Source organism: Duganella aceris (genome assembly GCF_011090165.1).
In the GTDB taxonomy this organism is placed as follows: domain Bacteria; phylum Pseudomonadota; class Gammaproteobacteria; order Burkholderiales; family Burkholderiaceae_D; genus Rugamonas; species Rugamonas aceris.
The window spans coordinates 73,647-90,840 of the sequence record NZ_JAADJT010000008.1; the positions used below are offsets into that span (position 1 = coordinate 73,647).

The following is a 17,194-nucleotide window of genomic DNA, read 5'->3' on the forward strand; positions in this document are numbered from 1 at the left end:
GCGGGGGCCGCATGCAACAGCGGTTCCAGCCTTTCACCCGCCTCGCCGCCATCATCCTGCTGGTGATCGGCTGCCTGATCGTCTTGCGGCCGTTCATCGCGGCGATCCTGTTCGCCACCGCCATCACCATTTCCAGCTGGCCGCTGTACCTGCGGCTGTTGACGCGCGTCAAGCGGCGCTGGCTGGCGGCGCTGATCATGAGCGTCGGCCTGACCTTGCTGATCGTGGTGCCGCTGACCCTGGTCACCTGGAACATCGCCGACAACGCGTCCGACTTCTATGAACAACTCAAGGCCAGCGTCGGCAGCGGCACGCTGGAACCGCCGTTGTGGCTGAAGGATATCCCGCTGCTGGGCGAGATGGTCGATACTTATCTACGCCGCCTGCTGAGCAGCCGCGAGGAATTGCTCAACGCCGCCAAGGGCTTGCTCGATCCGGCGCGCCACCTGCTGCTGGGCGGCGGGGTGGTGCTCGGCAGCGGCGTGGCGCAGGTCAGCCTGGCGGTGTTCGTCAGCTTCTTCCTGTACCGCGACGGACTGACCTTGCTGGCGGCGCTGTCCACCGCGCTGGACAAGCTGATCGGCGAACAAAGCCTGACCGTGGCCGACACCGTCAGCCGCACCGTGCGCGGCGTCATGTACGGCCTGCTCGGCACCGCGCTGGCGCAGGCGGTGGTGGCGGCGGTCGGCTTCCTGATCGCCGGCGTGCCGGCGGTGGCGCTGCTGTCGGTGGCCACCTTCCTGTTCTCGCTGATCCCGGTCGGCCCGCCGCTGATCTGGGGCGGCGCCACCATCTGGCTGTTCAACCAGGGCAGCACCGGCTGGGCCATCTTCATGTTCGTGTGGGGGATGTTCGTCATCAGCGGCGTCGACAACGTGGTCAAGCCGATGCTGATCAGCCGCGGCAGCAGCCTGCCGTTCATCCTGGTGCTGCTGGGGGTGATGGGCGGCGTGCTGGCGTTCGGCTTCGTCGGCCTGTTCATCGGCCCGACGCTGCTGGCGGTCGGCCTCGGCCTGATGCGCAAGTGGACCGGCGACGCGCTCTAGAAATTCAGCAACCTGGCCGCCAGCTCGGCGTCGAGATGGCGCTCGAAAATGCGCTTCAGCGTGCCGTCGTCGCGCATCGCCTGGATGGTCTTGCCGAAGCGCGCCGCCATCGCCGCATCGACCCGCTGGCGCGACAGGATCAAGCCGCCGACCACGGCGTCCTTGGGCGGCGCCCAATCCATGATGCGGTAGGTGCCGGCCATCCGCTCCTGCTTGAGCAGCGGATACCAGCCCGACGTGATCGCCATGATCGCATGCACCCGCCCCACCTTGAACAGCCGCAGCAGCGCGGCGTAGTCGGGCGCCTCGTAGACCCGGCCCTTGGCGCGCAGCCGCTCCAACCAGGCGTCGTAGGCCTTGCCGTGCTTGAAGGACTTGATGACGCCGATCTTGATGTCGGGCGTGGCCAGGAACTGCTCCATGCTGCCGATGTGGGCGTCGACCTCCTTGCCCACCAAGACGTAGTTGCGTTCCGCGATATACGGCACGACGCGGCCGAATTTCTCGCGCTCGGGAGTGGAGACGGCCGACACCGACAGATCGAGATTGCCGCCGTTCAGGCCGGCCCAGATGCGGACCCGCGACTCGGTGCTGGCCTCGATGGTGCAGCCCATGCGGCGCGCCACTTCGTCCACCACGTCCTTGTCGATGCCGGCCCAGCCGCCGTCGGCGGTCTGGTAGTAGAGCGCGCCGTATTCGTAAAAGGCGCTGCGTAGATGGCCGCACGGGGCGGATTCGGCCGCGCCGGCGCAAGCGGCCACCCACAGCAGGGCACTGGCAAACAGGATACGCCGGGAAAACATGTCTCCTCCGCCGGCGCCTGGTTGGCGCCTGTCTAGGTCAAGCTCTGGGTCAATCCTGGTCGGCGTTGTCCTCGGTGTCGTCCCGTGGGATCACCTTGACCAGCAGGATACGCGGGCCGTTCATTTTCTTGGCGACGATGTCGAATCCGCGGAAACTGATGCGTTGCCCCTGTTTCGGGATATCGCCCAGCTTCAGCATGATCAGGCCGCCCACCGATTCTACCTCTTCCAGGCCCAGCTCTTCATTTTCGATATCGATGCCCAGCGTACGCTCGAGCGAGAAGATCGGCAGGCTGGCCTTGCCGATCAGCGTACCGTCGGCCTGCTTGAGCCAATCGTTCTCGTTGAGGCGGAACTCGTCGTGGATCTCGCCGACCATCGCGCCGAGCAGGTTGTCGAGCGTGATGAAACCGACCGGGCGCTTGCCTTTTTCGCCGATCAGCGCGAAGTGCGGCGCGCCGTCGCGGAAGCGGCGGAACTGCTCCAGCGCCGGGGTACGGGCGGAAATCGTCTCCACCGGGCGCAGGAAGGGCGCCAGGTCGGTCACCGGCTTGCCCGACTGCTGGGCGAAGAACAGATCCTTCAGGTGCACCACGCCGAGCACCGTCTCGCCGTCCTTGTCGTAGTAGGGATAGCGGCTGAAGCGGTTGCGCAGCATCGCGGCCAGGTTGTCGTTGAGCGGGCGGGCGGCGTGCAGGCTGATCACCTCGTTGATCGGGCGCATCAGGTCGGACACCGCCAGATCGCTGAAATCGAGCGAATGGGCCAGGATATTGCGTTCATCCTCGTTGAATTTCTCGCCGGGCTGGCTGGTGCGCAGGATCAGCTTGAGCTCCTCGACCGAATAATGGCTGTCGTGGCCGCCCTTGCCGGACAGGCCGGCCAGGCGCAGCACCATGTTGGCGCTGGCGTTGAGCAGGTAGATGAACGGATACATGGCCCAATAGAAGGCGTACAGCGGCGGCGCCGACCACAGGCCGACCACTTCCGGCATGCGGATCGCCAGCGACTTCGGCGCCAGCTCGCCGACCACGATGTGCAGGAAGGAGATCACGCAGAAGGCGAAGACGAAGGCGATGCCGTGGATCAACTCGGGCGAGGTGACGCCGATCGCGGTCAGCAGCGGCTCCAGCAAGCTGGCGAAGGCCGGCTCGCCGACCCAGCCCAGGCCCAGCGACGCCAGCGTGATGCCGAGTTGGCAGGCGGACAGGTAGGCGTCGAGTTGGCCGTGCACTTTGCCGAGGATGCGGCCCCGTAGTCCCTGTGTCTTGGCGATGGCGCGCACGCGCGTTTTTCGCAGTGTGACGATGCCGAATTCGGCCGCCACGAAGAAACCGTTCAGCGCGACCAGGAACACGGCGAGCACGACAAGCAGGAAGTTTTGCATAGGGGCCGAGCGGCTTTTGGGTAGTTTAAAACGAACATCTTAAACGACTGCGGCCGAAACCACCTAAAACCGGGGTCAGTTCCGGCAACCGGACACGGGCTCTACCGTAGCGGACGCTACGGTAGAGCCCGTGTCCGGTTGCCGGAACTGACCCCGGTTTTAAGATCAGCGTACCGGATTGAGCAGCGCCGGCTGGCCGAATTCGACCAGCCTGGCGTTCGATCTGGTGAAATATTCATCCCAGAAAGCGTGCAGCGCTTGCATGGTCTGGGGATCGCGATAGCTGTGCTTGAAAGCGGCCTCGCCGGCCAGCAACCCGGCGCCGATGACGTAGACGCGCGCGCCGCCGAAATCCGCCAGCAGCCGCTTATCCTCCACGCCGCGGAGTTCTTTGGCGGCCGCCAGCTTGCGCACCGCGCGCCCCCGGTCGGCGTAGAAGTTGGCCACCGATGAGTTCTCCAGCATGTCCGAAGCGATCAGCACGATCTTCTCCGGCGCCGTCGATCGCCCGATGACGCTGGAAAGCGCCTTCAGGCTGGCCAGGATATCGGATCTGGCGATCTCGCCGCTGGTGCCCAGGTAGGCGGCGCGCAGCGCCTGGCCCGCCGCCTGCGCCGCCTGTTGCGGCTGGCGCCGCCGGCACAGGTCCAGCTTGAGCAACAGCGGCTTGGCGACGTCGTCGCGCGCCTCGGACGGCAATCCGGCCTCCAGCGTGCCGGCGGCCAGGACGTCGGCGTAGTGGTCCTGCGTATAAGCGGAAAACACCGCGATGCTGAAGCTGCTGCCGGCCACCAGCAAAGGCCTGATGCTGTCGGCCACCAGCTGTTGCAGCGCCGGACTGAGCGGCGTGGTCTGGTCGATGATCACCAACAGTTCCCGCGTGCTGGGCGGGAAGGGCGGCAGCATCTTGTCGCGGCAACTGCGGACCGCGTCGATATTGGCGGCCAGCGTCGTCCCGCAAAGGCACAGGTGCAGCAGCAGCATCGCGCGCCATTTCACAACAGGTCCTCCAGTTCCGCATTGCGGACCTGCCGCGCCCTTTGCTGTTTTTGCCGCTTCAAGGCTGCGAGCACCTGCGCGTTCAATTCTTCGTCCAGCGTGGCCATCAGCGTCAGCTTGGCCGGCTTGTCCTCGCCCAGCGCATTCAGTTGGGCGAGGACGGCGGCGACCGCTGCGCTGTCGTGGACGGCGATGGTCGCGGCGTGCCGGCGCTCATGCTCACGCTCGGCTTGATCGGCGAGGCGGATTTCCTGCACATAGTCGCGGAAAGTCTTGCTCAGGTGCTGGCCCGACGTGCCGGAGGCGCTGTTCCTGGCCATGCTCTTTTGCTGCAACACCGCCAGCCGCGTCTGCGCGGTGTCGGCGACGCGGCGATAGGCTTCGCGCACGGCCGCATAGCTGGAGTAGCGCCCGCCGCCGATGTCGCGGAAGGCCAGGGCGCTGTTCTCGCCGGCGAAGCCCCAGCTGTAGCCGAAGATCACCCCCAGCAGTTGCAGGAACAGGAAGACAAAGGCCAGCATGATGAAGGTGGCCCAGCCGCCATGGCGGTCGAGGTCGGCCTCGTCGACGGCGACTTTCTTGTCGGCGTCGTGATCGGAGGCGACGTCGGCGTCGGGCAGGCGCACGGCGGACGGGCTCAAGTCCCACCGGTCGAGGGCGGCGCGGTCGCCGCCGTCGATCTGCCGACCGGCCTGGGTGACGCGCACCACCAGTTCTTTTTCCAGCACCTGGCCGCGGACATAGGTGGCGGCGCCGGCGATCAGCAGCACCATCGCCAGCGTGGCGATGGAGACCATATAGGTCGGATGGGCGCCGACGCGATTGCACAGCTGGGTGTAGGTCGGCTGGCCGTCATCGCTGTGCTGCGGGCGCGCCAGCGGGATGGTGCCGGTCGACAGCTTGGCGCGGCGCCTATCCTCCACCCACTCGCGGCGGGCGTTCTTGATGCGGCCCGACTTATACAGCTCATGGCCGGCGAAATGCGTGAACGCCACCAGGATCGCGGCGATCAGGAAAGCGATGCCGTAGGCGCCGGCCTGCTGCAGGTTTTCGCTGGCGCCGGGAATGGTGTAGCCGGCCAGCACATAGGAAAAACCCAAGGCCTCGACAAACACCATCGACACCGTCAGCAGCCAGATCCAGCCAGGGGTGTCGCGGCGTCCGTTGTCGCCGGCCTTGGTCAGGTAGGTGATTTTTTCGTTGAAGTCGTGCTCGTCCTGCACCGGTACGAAATTCTTGTATTCCTGGCACAGCGTGCGCTCGCCGCAGAACCAGCCGGGATAGGCCACGTCTTCATTGGCGTCGCGCGCCAGCGTGGCGATGCGGCCGATCACAGGAAAGCAGACCCAGGTATTGAACCACCACCATTTGATCTTTTGCCAGAGGGTCGCCACGACGGTCAGCGCCAACAGGATGCCGACGATGCCCCAGACCAGCGCGGTGGAAGTGGACATGAACTCCTTCATGAAAGCACCTTTTATTGTTGATGGATGGTGGGTTTGAAGTCGGCGGACATCAACCGCGCGCCGCGTGTGTAGATCAGGCGCCCGGTTTTGGCGCGGCCGGCGCCGTCGCTGCCGAACACCACGTCGACGCAGGACAAGCCGCCGGCGCCGTTGAGAAACATGCGGTACAACACGCCTTTGTCGCCCAGATAGGTGTTGACCTCCGGCGTGGCGCTCACCGCCGGCGCGGCGCGGGCGCTGGCGGCCGGGTCGTAGCCGGTGTAGACCTTGAACTCCGGTGGATTGGCGGCCGCGCCGTTGCTCGCCAGTACCGCAACCTTGTTCAGCACCACCAGATGGCCGTTCACCTGCTCGGCCCAGGTCTTGCCGTACAGGCCGGGCAGGTATTCGCTGGTCTTGTAGAGTTTGCCGTCTGCCAGCGTTTTGACGCCGTGGGCCACGCGTGGACGATCGCGCGTGCAATCGGCGATGACCACCGGCTCGTTGGCGAAGGCGCGGCTGATCAGTGAAAATAGCGGGCGGCTGTGGGCGTTCGGCTGGCCGATGTCGATCGCTGTCGACGCCGACAGCGGGTTGCCGCCGAAGTCGATGCCGTCTGCGACCGCGACCGTTGCCGGCCTGGCGGCGGTGGCCGGCTTGGACGGCGCTGGCGCTGGCGCCGCCGCCGGGGCGTTCTGCGGGCGCGCCGGCACGTGCGTCCCTGCCGGACGGTAGAGCTCGTAGCGTGGCTTGCGGCCGGCGAGATAGCGATTCAAGCCCGCCGCGTTGGCGACTTCGACGATTTCCACCCGACGGTTTTGCGCGCGGCCTTCCTCGCTGGCGTTGTCGGCGATCGGATAGGCCTCGCCGGCGCCCTGGAAATGCAGCGCATCGACGGGAATGCCGCGCTTTTCCATGTAGGCAGCGACGGCGCGGGCCCGGCGTTCGGATAAGTCGGCATTGGAACGGGAATCGCCGGTGTCGTCGGTGTGACCGATCAGCAGGATTTTCCGTTGGCTGATCTGGGCGATATAGTCGGCTTTTTGCGCCGGGTCGCCGAGATGGCTGGCGATAATGCGCGCGTTGTAAGCGTCGGCGATCGCCGAGAAGTAGCGTTGCGCATGCTCGGTCAATTGGTCTGAATCGGTGTTGAAATGGCCGCCGCGTCCGGCCTGCTCGCGGACCTCGACCGCCATGCCGACCGCGTCCTGCTGCTGACCGGCTTCGATCACTTCACCGCTTGCGCTGATGAGCGAGGTCTTCAGGTTCAGGTCGTATTGTTTGGCGATGTTCGCCAGTTCGCAACGCCGCTGGTCCATGTCGCGCCCGATCAGGCCGCCGATAGTCGCGCCGGCCAGGGCGCCGATGATGCGTCCCCGGTCCGAGTGCCGGGACTGGTTGCCCAGGATGGCGCCGGCGAGCGCACCGATGGCGATGCCGGTGTTGCGGGCGGTGTCCGCGCACGGATCGCCGCCGCCGAAGGATTGCTGGAGCGACGGCTGTCCGGTGCGCGGATCGGTGGCGCAGGCGCCGATCAGCGCGCCGCAAACGGCGACGCCGAGAAACTTCAGGGAAAGTGGTGGCTTCAAGGGAGGCTCGCTGATCAACCGTTGATCGGAATCGGCATGTGGTCTTAATTTTAATTTTCGACCGGCGCATCCATTTGAGCTAATTCAGTTTATACGCATTTATCAAACGAGCTCGACTGCTAAAACTCCGGGGTCAGAGCTAAAAACTGGACACGGGCTCTACCGTAGCGGTCGCTACGGTAGAGCCCGTGTCCAGTTTTTAGCTCTGACCCCGGAGTAGGACATTACTGGCCGAGCAGCAGGAAGACGGTCGGCTTTTTGTGGAAGTCCGGGGCGCTGGCTTTCTTCCATTGGGCCGCCGTCATCGTGCGGATGGTTTCCGATGGCAGGCTGAGGTCGGTCGCGACGCAGATCAGTGTGCCCGCGCCGCACGCGCCCACCAGCGCTTCCAGCATCGCGGCGTTGCGGTACGGTGTTTCGATGAACAGCTGCGTCTGCTTTTCCTTGCGCGAGCGCTGCTCCAGCTCCTTGATGCGGGTGACGCGCTGCGCGGCGTCGGTCGGCAGGTAGCCGTTGAAGGCGAAGCTTTGGCCGTTCAGACCGCTCGCCATCACCGCCAGCAACAGCGACGACGGGCCGACCAGCGGCCGCACCGGGATGTTGTGCTGGTGCGCCAGCCGTACCAGGTCGGCGCCGGGATCGGCCACCGCCGGTACGCCGGCTTCCGACACCAGTCCGCCGTCGCGGCCCGCCAGCAGCGGCGCCAGCAGGCCCGCCAGCGCGCCGGCCGGGGTGTTGACGTTGAGCTCGGCGATCTGGATCTCTTGCAGCGCCTTGGCCAGCGGATGGCCGGCGTTGACCAGTTTCAGGAAGGCGCGCGCGGTCTTGGCGTTCTCCGCGACAAAGTAGTCCAGCTGCGCGGTGATCCGCTGCACCTGCTCGGGCAGCACGTTGGCGAGCGCTTCGGTCTCGCCCAGGGTGTTCGGTATTAAATAGAGGGTGCCGGGCATAAAATTCTTTAGGTGTTGAAAAAGGTGACGCCGATCTTGCGCAGCATGCCCGTCAGGGCGATCAATGGCAAGCCGGTGAGGGCGGTCGGGTCGCTGCTGTCGATGCGCTCCAGGATGGCGATGCCGAGCGCTTCGTTCTTGGCGCTGCCGGCGCAGTCGTACGGCTGCTCGATGCGCAGGTAGGCGTCCAGCTCGGCATCCGGCAGGTCGCGGAACTTGACCACGGTCCGGATGTCTTCGACCTGCGACGTGTTGTCGCGGCCGTCATAGACGCACAGCGCGGTGTGGAAGATCACTTCGCGGCCGCGCATCGTTTGCAGCTGCGCCAGCGCGTTGGCGTGGTTGCCGGGCTTGCCGATCTGCGCGCCGTCCAGCGTGGCGACCTGGTCGGAGCCGATGACGATGTGACCCGGCATCCTGGCGGCGACGGCGGCGGCTTTTTCGCGCGCCAGCCGCAGCGCGGTGGCGCTCGGCGTTTCGCCGGGCTGCGGGGTTTCGTCGAGGTCCGGCACCGCCACCGTGAACGGTAGCTGCAGGCGCGACAGTAATTCCTTGCGGTAGGCGGAACTGGAGGCGAGTACGAGTAAACTTGATGTCATGAGGGGAATGTTATATGCTCTGTCGCCGGTAATGTCAGCGGCAAAAGAGCGAAAAAATCGCTTAGGCTTTGACTTGATGTCGAAAACCCTGCTATTATCGCAGGTTTTCCGGGGAAATTTTCTGTAATGAATGCTCTTGTGATCGACGCTTTTGATTTTTGTCGGGGCAACGGCAGCAAAGAAGGCGTGACGCCTGTTGCCGAAATGACCCGTTTGACCAAGGATTGCGCCGATAATTCCGGTACGATCGCCTGGAAGGTGGTAGGGAGCACCAGCAAGATGGGCTTCCCGCAGATGACGCTGTCGGTCGCCGGCACCGTGCAACTGGTCTGCCAACGCTGCCTGACCCCTTATGCTCACGAGATCGACGCTTCAACGCTGTTGATGCTCGGTAAAGATGATGAGCAGGCGGATGAAATTGAACAAATGCTCGACGACGAGACGATCGATGTGATCGTCGGCAGCCGCAGTATGGATGTGATGGATCTGGTGGAAGACGAAGCGCTGCTGGCCCTGCCGCATACGCCGAAACACGATGTCTGCCCCGATTCAGCCCTGCTGGACAAGGCGAAAAGCGAGAAACTGTCGCCGTTCGACGCCCTCAAGGGCCTCAAATCCGAATAAAGAATAAGTAGTGTTGTAAAGAACGTGTCAAACGCGTGTAGTAAATCGAGTATGGCAAGTCAGCAGTGAAATGTAGTAAATCTCAGTTTAACTATGCCGGTTCAGTTTTGCCGGCAGGATACTCGATTCGCATGTATTTGCTGGTCGAATGTGTTAAAATTTTAGAACTTATGTATTAGGAGTCATTAACATGGCAGTTCAACAGAACAAGAAGTCCCCTTCGAAGCGCGGTATGCACCGTTCGCACGATTTCCTGGTAGCTCCACAACTGGGTATCGAGCCAACCACCGGTGAAACCCACCTGCGTCACCACATCAGCCCTAACGGCTTCTACCGTGGTCGTAAAGTCCTGAAAACCAAAAACGACGAGTAATCGACGCTTTTGCTGGACCCGGAAATAGGCGGTGCTACGTGTCTTATTCGCGAAGCATCGCTTTTTCTTTTTTCATCGGCTGCAATCCTCTTTTGCACACCGTCATTTTGAAACGCGTCGACCTGGAAACTGTGGGTCCGCAGCTTGCCGCAGCTTGCCCCGGAAGGGCTGGAGCGTGGTACTGAATCAAAACAAATGACAATCAAAATTTCTATCGACTGCATGGGCGGAGATCACGGCCCGTCGGTCACCATCCCCGCAGCAATTTCCTTCGTCAAGCGCGAACCAGATGCTGAACTGATCCTGGTCGGTCTGGAAGACGTCATCCGCGCCGAGTTGAAGAAGCATCACGCCGACGCGCATCCGCGCCTGAGCATCGTGCATGCCTCCGAGCAAGTCACCATGGACGATCCGCTCGAAGTGGCGCTGCGCCGCAAGAAGGATTCCTCGATGCGCGTCGCCATCGAGCAGGTCAAGGACGGCAAGGCGCAAGCCTCGGTCTCGGCCGGCAACACCGGCGCGCTGATGGCGGTCGCCCGCTACGTGCTCAAGACCATGACCGGCGTCGACCGTCCGGCCATCTGCAGCATCATGCCGAACCAGAAGGGCGGGCCGACCTATATGCTGGATCTGGGCGCCAACGTCGATTGCGAACCGCATCACCTGCACCAGTTCGCCATCATGGGTTCGGTGCTGGTGTCGGCGATGGAGAACATCGAGCGTCCGACGCTGGGCCTGCTCAACGTCGGCACCGAAGACATCAAGGGCAACGACGTGGTCAAGGCGACCAGCAAGCTGCTGCAGGCCGACCACGAGCGCGGCGCGCTGAACTTCTACGGCAACGTCGAGGGCAACGATATCTTCAAGGGCACCACCGACATCGTCGTCTGCGACGGTTTCGTCGGCAACGTGACGCTGAAGGCGGTCGAGGGCGTGGCGCGCTTCTTCGCCGACACCGTCAAGACCGAATTCACCCGCAATCCGCTGACCATGCTGAGCGCCCTGATCGGCCGTGGCGCCTTGAAGGCGATCAAGAACCGCCTCTCGCCGTCGCGTTACAACGGCGCCAGCCTGCTGGGCCTGCGCGGCCTGGTGTTCAAGAGCCATGGCGGCGCCGACGCGTATTCCTTTGAATGGGCGATCAAGCGGGCGTATGATGCTGCAAAAAATGATGTGTTGCCGCACATTTCGACGTTGATCGCCGAGCTGATGCCGCGTAACACCGAAACTCCGGAAGTACCAAGCTCAACTATTTAGTGGACGGTGGCATGACCTTGTACAGCAAAATTATCGGCACCGGCAGTTATCTGCCGGAAAAGCGGGTGACCAACCAGGAACTGGCTGACCAACTCGCCGCCAAAGGCATCGAGACTTCGGACGAATGGATCGTCAGCCGCAGCGGTATCGCGGCGCGCCATTTCGCCGCGCCCGATCAGAATTCGTCGGACCTGGCGGTGAACGCCTCCAAAAAGGCGCTGGAAATGGCCGGCCTGCAGCCCAACGATATCGACCTGATCATCGTCGCCAGTTCGACCCCCGATTTCTTCGGCAGCTTCCCCAGCACCGCCTGCGTGGTGCAGCAAAAGCTCGGCATTACCAACCACGGCGGCGCGGTCGACGTGCAAGCGGTCTGCAGCGGCTTCGTCTATGCGCTGACCACCGCCGACGCCTTCATCCGCGCCGGCATGAACAAGAACGTGCTGGTGATCGGCGCCGAAGTGTTCTCCCGCATCCTCGACTTCAACGACCGCACCACCTGCGTGCTGTTCGGCGACGGCGCCGGCGCCGTGGTGCTGACCGCGTCCGAGGAGCCGGGCATCCTGGCCACCGCGCTGCACGCGGACGGCCGCCATGGCAACATCCTGTGCATGCCGAGCTCCTTCGGCGGCGCTATCGCCGGCGAGGCCTATCTGTACATGGACGGTCCGGCGGTGTTCAAGCTGGCGGTGTCGGTGCTGGAAAAAGTGGCGCACGAGGCGCTGGAAAAAGCCGACATGACGTCCGACCAGGTCGACTGGCTGATTCCGCACCAGGCCAACCTGCGCATCATGAGCAGCACCGCCAAGAAGCTGGGCCTGCCGCTGGAGAAGATGGTGGTCACGGTCGATCAGCACGGCAACACCTCCGCCGCGTCGATTCCGCTGGCGCTGGACGTCGCGGTACGCGATGGCCGCGTCAAGAAGGGCCAGACCATCATGATGGAAGGTGTTGGAGGTGGGTTTACGTGGGGCGCGGTGCTGGCGCGTTTTTGATGTCGGATTAGAATTAGAGTTCTAAGGATTCAAGCATGACTAAATTTGCATTTGTATTCCCTGGCCAAGGTTCGCAAGCGATCGCGATGATGGACGGCTTCGCCGGCAATCCGGTGGTGGCGCAGACCATCGCCGAAGCCTCCGACGCCTTGCAGTTCGACCTCGGCAAGCTGATGGCCGAAGGTCCGAAGGAAGAACTGGACCTGACCACCAACACCCAACCGGTGATGCTGACCGCCGCCGTGGCCGTGTACCGCGCATGGATCGCCGCCGGCGGTCCGCTGCCGTCGGTGGTCGCCGGCCACAGCCTGGGCGAATATTCGGCGCTGGTCGCCGCCGGCGTGATCTCGTTCAAGGACGCCGTGCCGCTGGTGCGCTTCCGCGCCCAGGCGATGCAGGAAGCGGTGCCGGTCGGGCAGGGCACGATGGCCGTGGTGCTGGGCCTGTCCGACGATGACGTGCGCGCAGCGTGCGCCGAAGCGCTGGCCGAACATCCGGCGCTGGTGGTCGAGGCGGTCAACTTCAACGCTCCGGCGCAAGTGGTGATCGCCGGCCACACCGCCGCCGTCGAGCGCGCCTGTGAAATCGCCAAGGCCAAGGGCGCCAAGCGCGCCATGAGGCTGCCGGTGTCGGCGCCGTTCCACTCGTCGCTGCTGAAGCCGGCGTCGGACCGCCTGCGCGACTACATGGCCGGCCTGACTTTCTCGGCGCCGCAAATCGCCCTGATCAACAACGTCGACGTCGCCGTCATCAACGATCCGGCCAGCATCAAGGATGCGCTGGTGCGCCAGGCCGCCGCGCCGGTGCGCTGGGTCGAAACCATGCAGCAGGTCGCCGCCGACGGCATCACCCAGGTGGTCGAGTGCGGTCCGGGCAAGGTGCTGATGGGCCTGGCCAAGCGGATCGACGCCAACCTGGTCGGCGACGCGATCACCGATCAAGCCTCTTTGGAACGCGTATTGAGCTTGCTCAAATAAGTTGTCGCGACTTCAGGCACACTCCCTATTTACCGTAGAAGGACTTACATGAATTTAGCAAATCAAGTCGCCCTGGTCACGGGCGCATCGCGCGGCATCGGCAAGGCCATCGCGCAGGAACTGGCGCGCCAGGGCGCGCGCGTGGTCGGCACCGCCACCACCGAAGCCGGCGCCGAGGCGATCTCCGCCTACCTGGCCGAGATCGGCGCGGAAGCCGGCAAGGGCATGGTCCTGAACGTCACCGACGCGGAACGCTGCGCCGCCGTCATCGATGAAATCGGCAAGACCTTCGGCGCCGTCGGCATCCTGGTCAACAACGCCGGCATCACCCAGGACCAGCTGGCGATGCGCATGAAGGATGAGGAATGGGACAACGTCATCGCCACCAACCTGTCGTCGGTGGGGCGTTTGTCGCGCGCCGTCCTGCGGGGCATGATGAAAGCGAAAACTGGGCGTATTATCAACATCACGTCGGTGGTGGCGTCCTCCGGCAATCCGGGGCAGATGAACTACGCGGCGGCCAAGGCCGGCGTCGAGGGCATGGGCCGCGCGCTGGCGCGTGAAATCGGCAGCCGCAACATCACCGTCAACAGCGTCGCGCCGGGCTTCATCGATACTGACATGACCAAGTCGCTGGGCGACGAGCAGCACGCCGCCTTGCTGACGCAGATTCCACTGGCGCGCCTCGGCAAGCCGGAGGATATCGCGGCGGCGGTGGCCTTCCTGGCGTCGCCGCAGGCGGCCTATATTACCGGTACCACCCTGCACGTCAACGGTGGTATGTATATGAACTGATGAGTTCCGGCGGTCTCAAAACCGCCGGTTCTTGTCTTTTACCAGCGATTTCGGGAGAGTTGTCGGCAAATTCGCAGCAGACACCGAAATTAGTTTTTCAGTGCGCAAACCTGATAAAATGCGCGCTTTCCGTAACAAACAAATGGAGCCATAACATGTCGGATATCGAACAACGCGTTAAGAAAATCGTCGCTGAGCAACTGGGCGTCGCAGAAGCAGACATCAAGATCGAATCCTCGTTCGTCGACGACCTCGGCGCTGACTCCCTGGACACCGTGGAACTGGTGATGGCCCTGGAAGACGAATTCGAAATGGAAATCCCTGACGAACAAGCAGAAAAAATCACCACCGTGCAGCAAGCGATCGACTACGCTACCGCTCACGTCAAGGCGTAATTTCTGCCCGATCGACTTTAGGAGAATCGCTTGAGAGGTTCTAAAAACCGTCGTGTTGTCATTACCGGCCTTGGCGCCGTCACCCCGATCGGCAACAACATCGCCGACACCTGGGCTGCGGCTGTCGAGGGCAAATCCGGTATTGCCACCATCACCAAGTTTGACGCAACAGCTTTCAGCACCCGCTTTGCCGGTGAAGTCAAAGGCTTCAATATCGAGGACTACATCTCGGCCAAGGAAGCCCGCCACATGGATACCTTCATCCATTACGGCATGGCGGCCGGCATCCAGGCTGTCCAGGACTCCGGCGTGGTCGTCACCGAAGAGAACGCCGACCGCATCGGTGTCATCATCGGTTCCGGTATCGGCGGCTTGCCGATGATCGAAGAACAGAAGGAAGACTACGACAAGCGCGGTCCGCGCCGTATCTCCCCGTTCTTCGTGCCCGCCTCGATCATCAACATGATCTCGGGTAACCTGTCGATCAAGTACGGCATGCGTGGTCCTAACCTGTCGATCGTGACGGCTTGCACCACCGGCCTGCATTGCATCGGCGCGGCCGCCCGCATGATCGAGTACGGCGATGCCGACGTCATGGTGGCCGGCGGTGCGGAATCGACCGTGTCGCCGCTGGGCCTGGGCGGCTTCGCCTCGGCCAAGGCGCTGTCGTCGCGCAACGACGATCCGGCCACCGCGTCCCGTCCATGGGATACGGACCGCGACGGCTTCGTGCTGGGCGAAGGCGCGGGTGTGATGGTGCTCGAAGAGTACGAACACGCGAAGGCGCGCGGCGCCAAGATCTACGCGGAAGTGCTCGGTTTCGGCATGAGCGCGGATGCGTATCACATGACCTCGCCTCTGGAAGATGGCAGCGGCGGCAGCAAGTCGGCGCAAGCCGCGTTGCACGACGCCGGCATCAACCCGGACCAGGTGCAGTACGTGAACGCGCACGGCACCTCGACGCCGCAAGGCGACGTGGCGGAAGTGCAGGGCATCAAGCGCACCTTCGGCGATCACGCCAGGAAGCTGGTGGTCAATTCGACCAAGTCGATGACCGGCCACTTGCTGGGCGGCGCCGGCGGTCTGGAAGCGGTGTTTACGGTTCTGGCGATCCACCATCAGGTGTCGCCTCCGACCATCAACATCTTCAACCAGGATCCGGCGTGCGACCTGGACTTCTGCGCCAATGTGGCCCGTCCGATGAAGATCGAGTATGCGTTGAAAAACTCGTTCGGCTTCGGCGGCACCAACGGTTCGCTGCTGTTCGGTCGCGCCTAGTAAAAAATTCCGCCTCCGGGCGGAACTTCGTCCCGCGTCATCTTGTCAAAGCAAGGTGAGCGAGGATTCGGCGCCGGCATTCTCGCCGGCGCCTGCATACATCCCCCAAATTTTTTAACGTGTTTGTGCTGCTGCCGTCATGTCGATCGCGGTGTCCGTCATCGTTCGTCCCTCGCCGGGCTTGCGCCTTGCGCATGCCGGCCTGTGTTGCTGCGTGATGCTCAGCGCCGCTGCATGTCCCGGCGTGCTCGCGCCGCTGCTGTGCGTGCTGGCGGGCCTGCTCGGCTGGGTGTGCGGGCGCCCGCGCGGTATCGCATGCGGGCTTGATATATCGGGTGTCGGCCAAGTAAGGCTGACGGTATACCAACAGACGGGAGCGGTGGTGCGCCTGCTGGACGGCTCGACCTTGTGGCCGGGTTTGCTGTTGTTGCGCCTGCGCGGCGACGGCGACCGCGTGCGCGTGCTGGCGGTGTTGCCGGACAGCGTGGCGCCGGCCGAACGGCGCGCGTTGGCGCTGGCTTGCCGCGCCGCGTCGCAAATAAACATGCCGGCACTGTGAACTTCTTGCAGCGGGCTAACTCTATAGCATATGGCTATAAGAATCGGCAGCGCTGCAGGCCACCGAGGAATGCAGGAGTGACGACAGAACGTGAGTGTGACCAGTTGCTGGTCGATCGGGTCCATGCCGGTGACAAGCAGGCGTTCGATTTGCTGGTGGCGAAGTACCAACGCCGGCTGATGCGCCTGCTGTCGCGTATCGTCCACGATCCGGCCGAAGCGGAGGACGTGGTGCAGGAAACCTTTATCAAGGCCTACCGGGCGTTGCGGCACTTCCGCGGCGACTCGGCCTTCTACACCTGGCTGTACCGCATCGGCATCAACACCGCCAAGAATTTCCTGGCCAATCAGGGGCGGCGCACGCCCACGTCGACCGAAGCGGATGCCGAACAAGCCGAAGCCTTCAACGATGGCGAGTATTTGCGCGACATCAATACGCCGGAGTCCATGCTGGCCAGCAAGCAGATCGCCCAGACCGTCAACGCGGCGATGGATGCCTTGCCGGTGGATTTGCGCACCGCGATCGCGTTGCGCGAGATCGAGGGCTTGAGCTATGAGGAGATTTCCGACATCATGGCCTGTCCGATCGGTACCGTGCGCAGCCGTATTTACCGCGCCCGCGAAGTCATCGCGGAGAAATTGAAGCCCTTGCTGGACATGCCGGTTGACAAGCGCTGGTAGGGCGGGAATGATGGCGCACGGCGGCGGAGTTGTTTTACATGGCGAGATACGCGATGGATACCCAGAAAAGACTGCACGAAAACATCTCGGCACTGGTCGACGGCGAGTTGCCGGACAGCGAGCGCGAGCTAGCCTTCGCCGCGCTCGGCACCGTGGAAGGGCAGGCGGCCTGGCGCGCCTATCATCTGACCGGCGACGTGCTGCGCAGCGCCCCTGGCGGCGAACTCAGCGCCGGTTTCGAAGCGGCGTTGGCGGCCCGTCTCGCGGCCGAGCCGGACCAGGCGCCGGCGTCCGCCCCATCGGCCGGGCCGGCGGACCCGGCCGCCGCGCAGCGCCAGGACCAGGCCGAATCGCCGGCCGACGTCATCCTGCCTTAAGGCTCTTATAATAGTTTGCGCATACCGGCACGCGACTTTTCGCTTACCATGTGCTAGCCTCACGTC

General features: G+C 63.6%; 19 protein-coding genes. 12 read left to right on the plus strand and 7 right to left on the minus strand.

The genetic code is table 11. The features are described from left to right. The first annotated feature begins 11 nt into the window (after positions 1 to 11). Positions 12 to 1,046, plus strand: a complete 1,035-nt coding sequence (locus GW587_RS17970; RefSeq protein WP_166105743.1) for an AI-2E family transporter — start codon at positions 12 to 14, stop codon at positions 1,044 to 1,046. Here the strand turns inward: GW587_RS17970 and GW587_RS17975 are convergent. The 7 genes from GW587_RS17975 to GW587_RS18005 all read right to left on the minus strand — a co-directional run bounded on the left by GW587_RS17975 (position 1,043) and on the right by GW587_RS18005 (position 8,818). Then, the gene (locus tag GW587_RS17975) at positions 1,043 to 1,849 is read right to left on the minus strand and encodes a substrate-binding periplasmic protein (RefSeq protein ID WP_166105744.1); all 807 of its coding nucleotides are present in this window, start codon (positions 1,847 to 1,849) and stop codon (positions 1,043 to 1,045) included. The two genes, GW587_RS17970 and GW587_RS17975, sit on opposite strands and share 4 nt — an antisense overlap. A gap of 49 nt (positions 1,850 to 1,898) precedes the next feature. After that, positions 1,899 to 3,236 carry a hemolysin family protein gene (locus GW587_RS17980; protein ID WP_166105745.1) on the minus strand — a complete coding sequence of 446 codons (1,338 nt, stop codon included), beginning with the start codon at positions 3,234 to 3,236 and terminating at the stop codon, positions 1,899 to 1,901. A gap of 165 nt (positions 3,237 to 3,401) precedes the next feature. Next, complete coding sequence (locus GW587_RS17985) at positions 3,402 to 4,235, minus strand: hypothetical protein (RefSeq protein ID WP_166105747.1); 834 nt, start codon at positions 4,233 to 4,235, stop codon at positions 3,402 to 3,404. After that, a complete protein-coding gene (locus GW587_RS17990) occupies positions 4,232 to 5,689 on the minus strand; it encodes a hypothetical protein (protein ID WP_166105749.1) in 1,458 nt (485 codons plus the stop codon). Before GW587_RS17990 ends, GW587_RS17985 begins: the two co-directional genes overlap by 4 nt. Before the next feature lie 23 nt (positions 5,690 to 5,712). After that, positions 5,713 to 7,269 (minus strand): OmpA family protein, encoded by a 1,557-nt coding sequence (locus GW587_RS17995; protein ID WP_166105751.1) that lies wholly within the window; start codon positions 7,267 to 7,269, stop codon positions 5,713 to 5,715. 224 nt (positions 7,270 to 7,493) lie between these two features. After that, positions 7,494 to 8,219, minus strand: a complete 726-nt coding sequence (locus tag GW587_RS18000; RefSeq protein ID WP_166105753.1) for an SAM-dependent methyltransferase — start codon at positions 8,217 to 8,219, stop codon at positions 7,494 to 7,496. Between the two features lie 8 nt (positions 8,220 to 8,227). Further along, positions 8,228 to 8,818: a Maf-like protein gene (locus GW587_RS18005; protein WP_166105755.1), complete on the minus strand. Its 591-nt coding sequence runs from the start codon at positions 8,816 to 8,818 to the stop codon at positions 8,228 to 8,230. A 126-nt stretch (positions 8,819 to 8,944) separates the two neighbouring features. Here GW587_RS18005 and GW587_RS18010 point away from each other — a divergent pair, with 126 nt between their 5' ends. The 11 genes from GW587_RS18010 (at position 8,945) to GW587_RS18060 (ending at position 17,128) form a co-directional block, all read left to right on the plus strand. Continuing rightward, complete coding sequence (locus GW587_RS18010; protein ID WP_207393548.1) at positions 8,945 to 9,442, plus strand: YceD family protein; 498 nt, start codon at positions 8,945 to 8,947, stop codon at positions 9,440 to 9,442. 190 nt (positions 9,443 to 9,632) lie between these two features. Further along, entirely contained in the window at positions 9,633 to 9,815 is a 183-nt protein-coding gene (rpmF, locus tag GW587_RS18015) for a 50S ribosomal protein L32 (protein WP_008449924.1), read from the plus strand. A gap of 195 nt (positions 9,816 to 10,010) precedes the next feature. Continuing rightward, the gene (plsX, locus tag GW587_RS18020) at positions 10,011 to 11,072 is read left to right on the plus strand and encodes a phosphate acyltransferase PlsX (protein ID WP_166105756.1); all 1,062 of its coding nucleotides are present in this window, start codon (positions 10,011 to 10,013) and stop codon (positions 11,070 to 11,072) included. Between the two features lie 11 nt (positions 11,073 to 11,083). Then, positions 11,084 to 12,067 carry a beta-ketoacyl-ACP synthase III gene (locus GW587_RS18025; RefSeq protein WP_308495389.1) on the plus strand — a complete coding sequence of 328 codons (984 nt, stop codon included), beginning with the start codon at positions 11,084 to 11,086 and terminating at the stop codon, positions 12,065 to 12,067. Positions 12,068 to 12,102: 35 nt separating this feature from the next. Further along, positions 12,103 to 13,044 carry an ACP S-malonyltransferase gene (gene fabD, locus GW587_RS18030; RefSeq protein WP_166105758.1) on the plus strand — a complete coding sequence of 314 codons (942 nt, stop codon included), beginning with the start codon at positions 12,103 to 12,105 and terminating at the stop codon, positions 13,042 to 13,044. Between the two features lie 48 nt (positions 13,045 to 13,092). Further along, the gene (gene fabG, locus GW587_RS18035) at positions 13,093 to 13,839 is read left to right on the plus strand and encodes a 3-oxoacyl-ACP reductase FabG (RefSeq protein ID WP_166105760.1); all 747 of its coding nucleotides are present in this window, start codon (positions 13,093 to 13,095) and stop codon (positions 13,837 to 13,839) included. A gap of 155 nt (positions 13,840 to 13,994) precedes the next feature. Beyond that, entirely contained in the window at positions 13,995 to 14,234 is a 240-nt protein-coding gene (acpP, locus tag GW587_RS18040; RefSeq protein ID WP_008449912.1) for an acyl carrier protein, read from the plus strand. Between the two features lie 30 nt (positions 14,235 to 14,264). Then, positions 14,265 to 15,512, plus strand: a complete 1,248-nt coding sequence (fabF, locus tag GW587_RS18045; RefSeq protein WP_166105762.1) for a beta-ketoacyl-ACP synthase II — start codon at positions 14,265 to 14,267, stop codon at positions 15,510 to 15,512. Positions 15,513 to 15,663: 151 nt separating this feature from the next. Then, positions 15,664 to 16,071, plus strand: a complete 408-nt coding sequence (locus GW587_RS18050) for a hypothetical protein (RefSeq protein ID WP_166105763.1) — start codon at positions 15,664 to 15,666, stop codon at positions 16,069 to 16,071. Between the two features lie 77 nt (positions 16,072 to 16,148). Beyond that, positions 16,149 to 16,751, plus strand: a complete 603-nt coding sequence (gene rpoE, locus GW587_RS18055; protein ID WP_166105765.1) for an RNA polymerase sigma factor RpoE — start codon at positions 16,149 to 16,151, stop codon at positions 16,749 to 16,751. A gap of 38 nt (positions 16,752 to 16,789) precedes the next feature. Then, positions 16,790 to 17,128 carry a sigma-E factor negative regulatory protein gene (locus tag GW587_RS18060; RefSeq protein ID WP_229259525.1) on the plus strand — a complete coding sequence of 113 codons (339 nt, stop codon included), beginning with the start codon at positions 16,790 to 16,792 and terminating at the stop codon, positions 17,126 to 17,128. Positions 17,129 to 17,194: the final 66 nt, after the last annotated feature.

Coding starts and splice junctions, on each gene's coding strand:
- acpP (WP_008449912.1), top strand. CDS start 13,995: ATGTCGGATATCGAACAACGCGTTAAGAAAATCGTCGCTGAGCAACTG.
- GW587_RS18005 (WP_166105755.1), bottom strand. CDS start 8,818: ATGACATCAAGTTTACTCGTACTCGCCTCCAGTTCCGCCTACCGCAAG.
- GW587_RS17970 (WP_166105743.1), top strand. CDS start 12: ATGCAACAGCGGTTCCAGCCTTTCACCCGCCTCGCCGCCATCATCCTG.
- GW587_RS18010 (WP_207393548.1), top strand. CDS start 8,945: ATGAATGCTCTTGTGATCGACGCTTTTGATTTTTGTCGGGGCAACGGC.
- GW587_RS17975 (WP_166105744.1), bottom strand. CDS start 1,849: ATGTTTTCCCGGCGTATCCTGTTTGCCAGTGCCCTGCTGTGGGTGGCC.
- plsX (WP_166105756.1), top strand. CDS start 10,011: ATGACAATCAAAATTTCTATCGACTGCATGGGCGGAGATCACGGCCCG.
- fabG (WP_166105760.1), top strand. CDS start 13,093: ATGAATTTAGCAAATCAAGTCGCCCTGGTCACGGGCGCATCGCGCGGC.
- GW587_RS17990 (WP_166105749.1), bottom strand. CDS start 5,689: ATGTCCACTTCCACCGCGCTGGTCTGGGGCATCGTCGGCATCCTGTTG.
- GW587_RS18060 (WP_229259525.1), top strand. CDS start 16,790: ATGGCGAGATACGCGATGGATACCCAGAAAAGACTGCACGAAAACATC.
- GW587_RS18000 (WP_166105753.1), bottom strand. CDS start 8,219: ATGCCCGGCACCCTCTATTTAATACCGAACACCCTGGGCGAGACCGAA.
- rpmF (WP_008449924.1), top strand. CDS start 9,633: ATGGCAGTTCAACAGAACAAGAAGTCCCCTTCGAAGCGCGGTATGCAC.
- GW587_RS17980 (WP_166105745.1), bottom strand. CDS start 3,236: ATGCAAAACTTCCTGCTTGTCGTGCTCGCCGTGTTCCTGGTCGCGCTG.
- fabD (WP_166105758.1), top strand. CDS start 12,103: ATGACTAAATTTGCATTTGTATTCCCTGGCCAAGGTTCGCAAGCGATC.
- GW587_RS18025 (WP_308495389.1), top strand. CDS start 11,084: ATGACCTTGTACAGCAAAATTATCGGCACCGGCAGTTATCTGCCGGAA.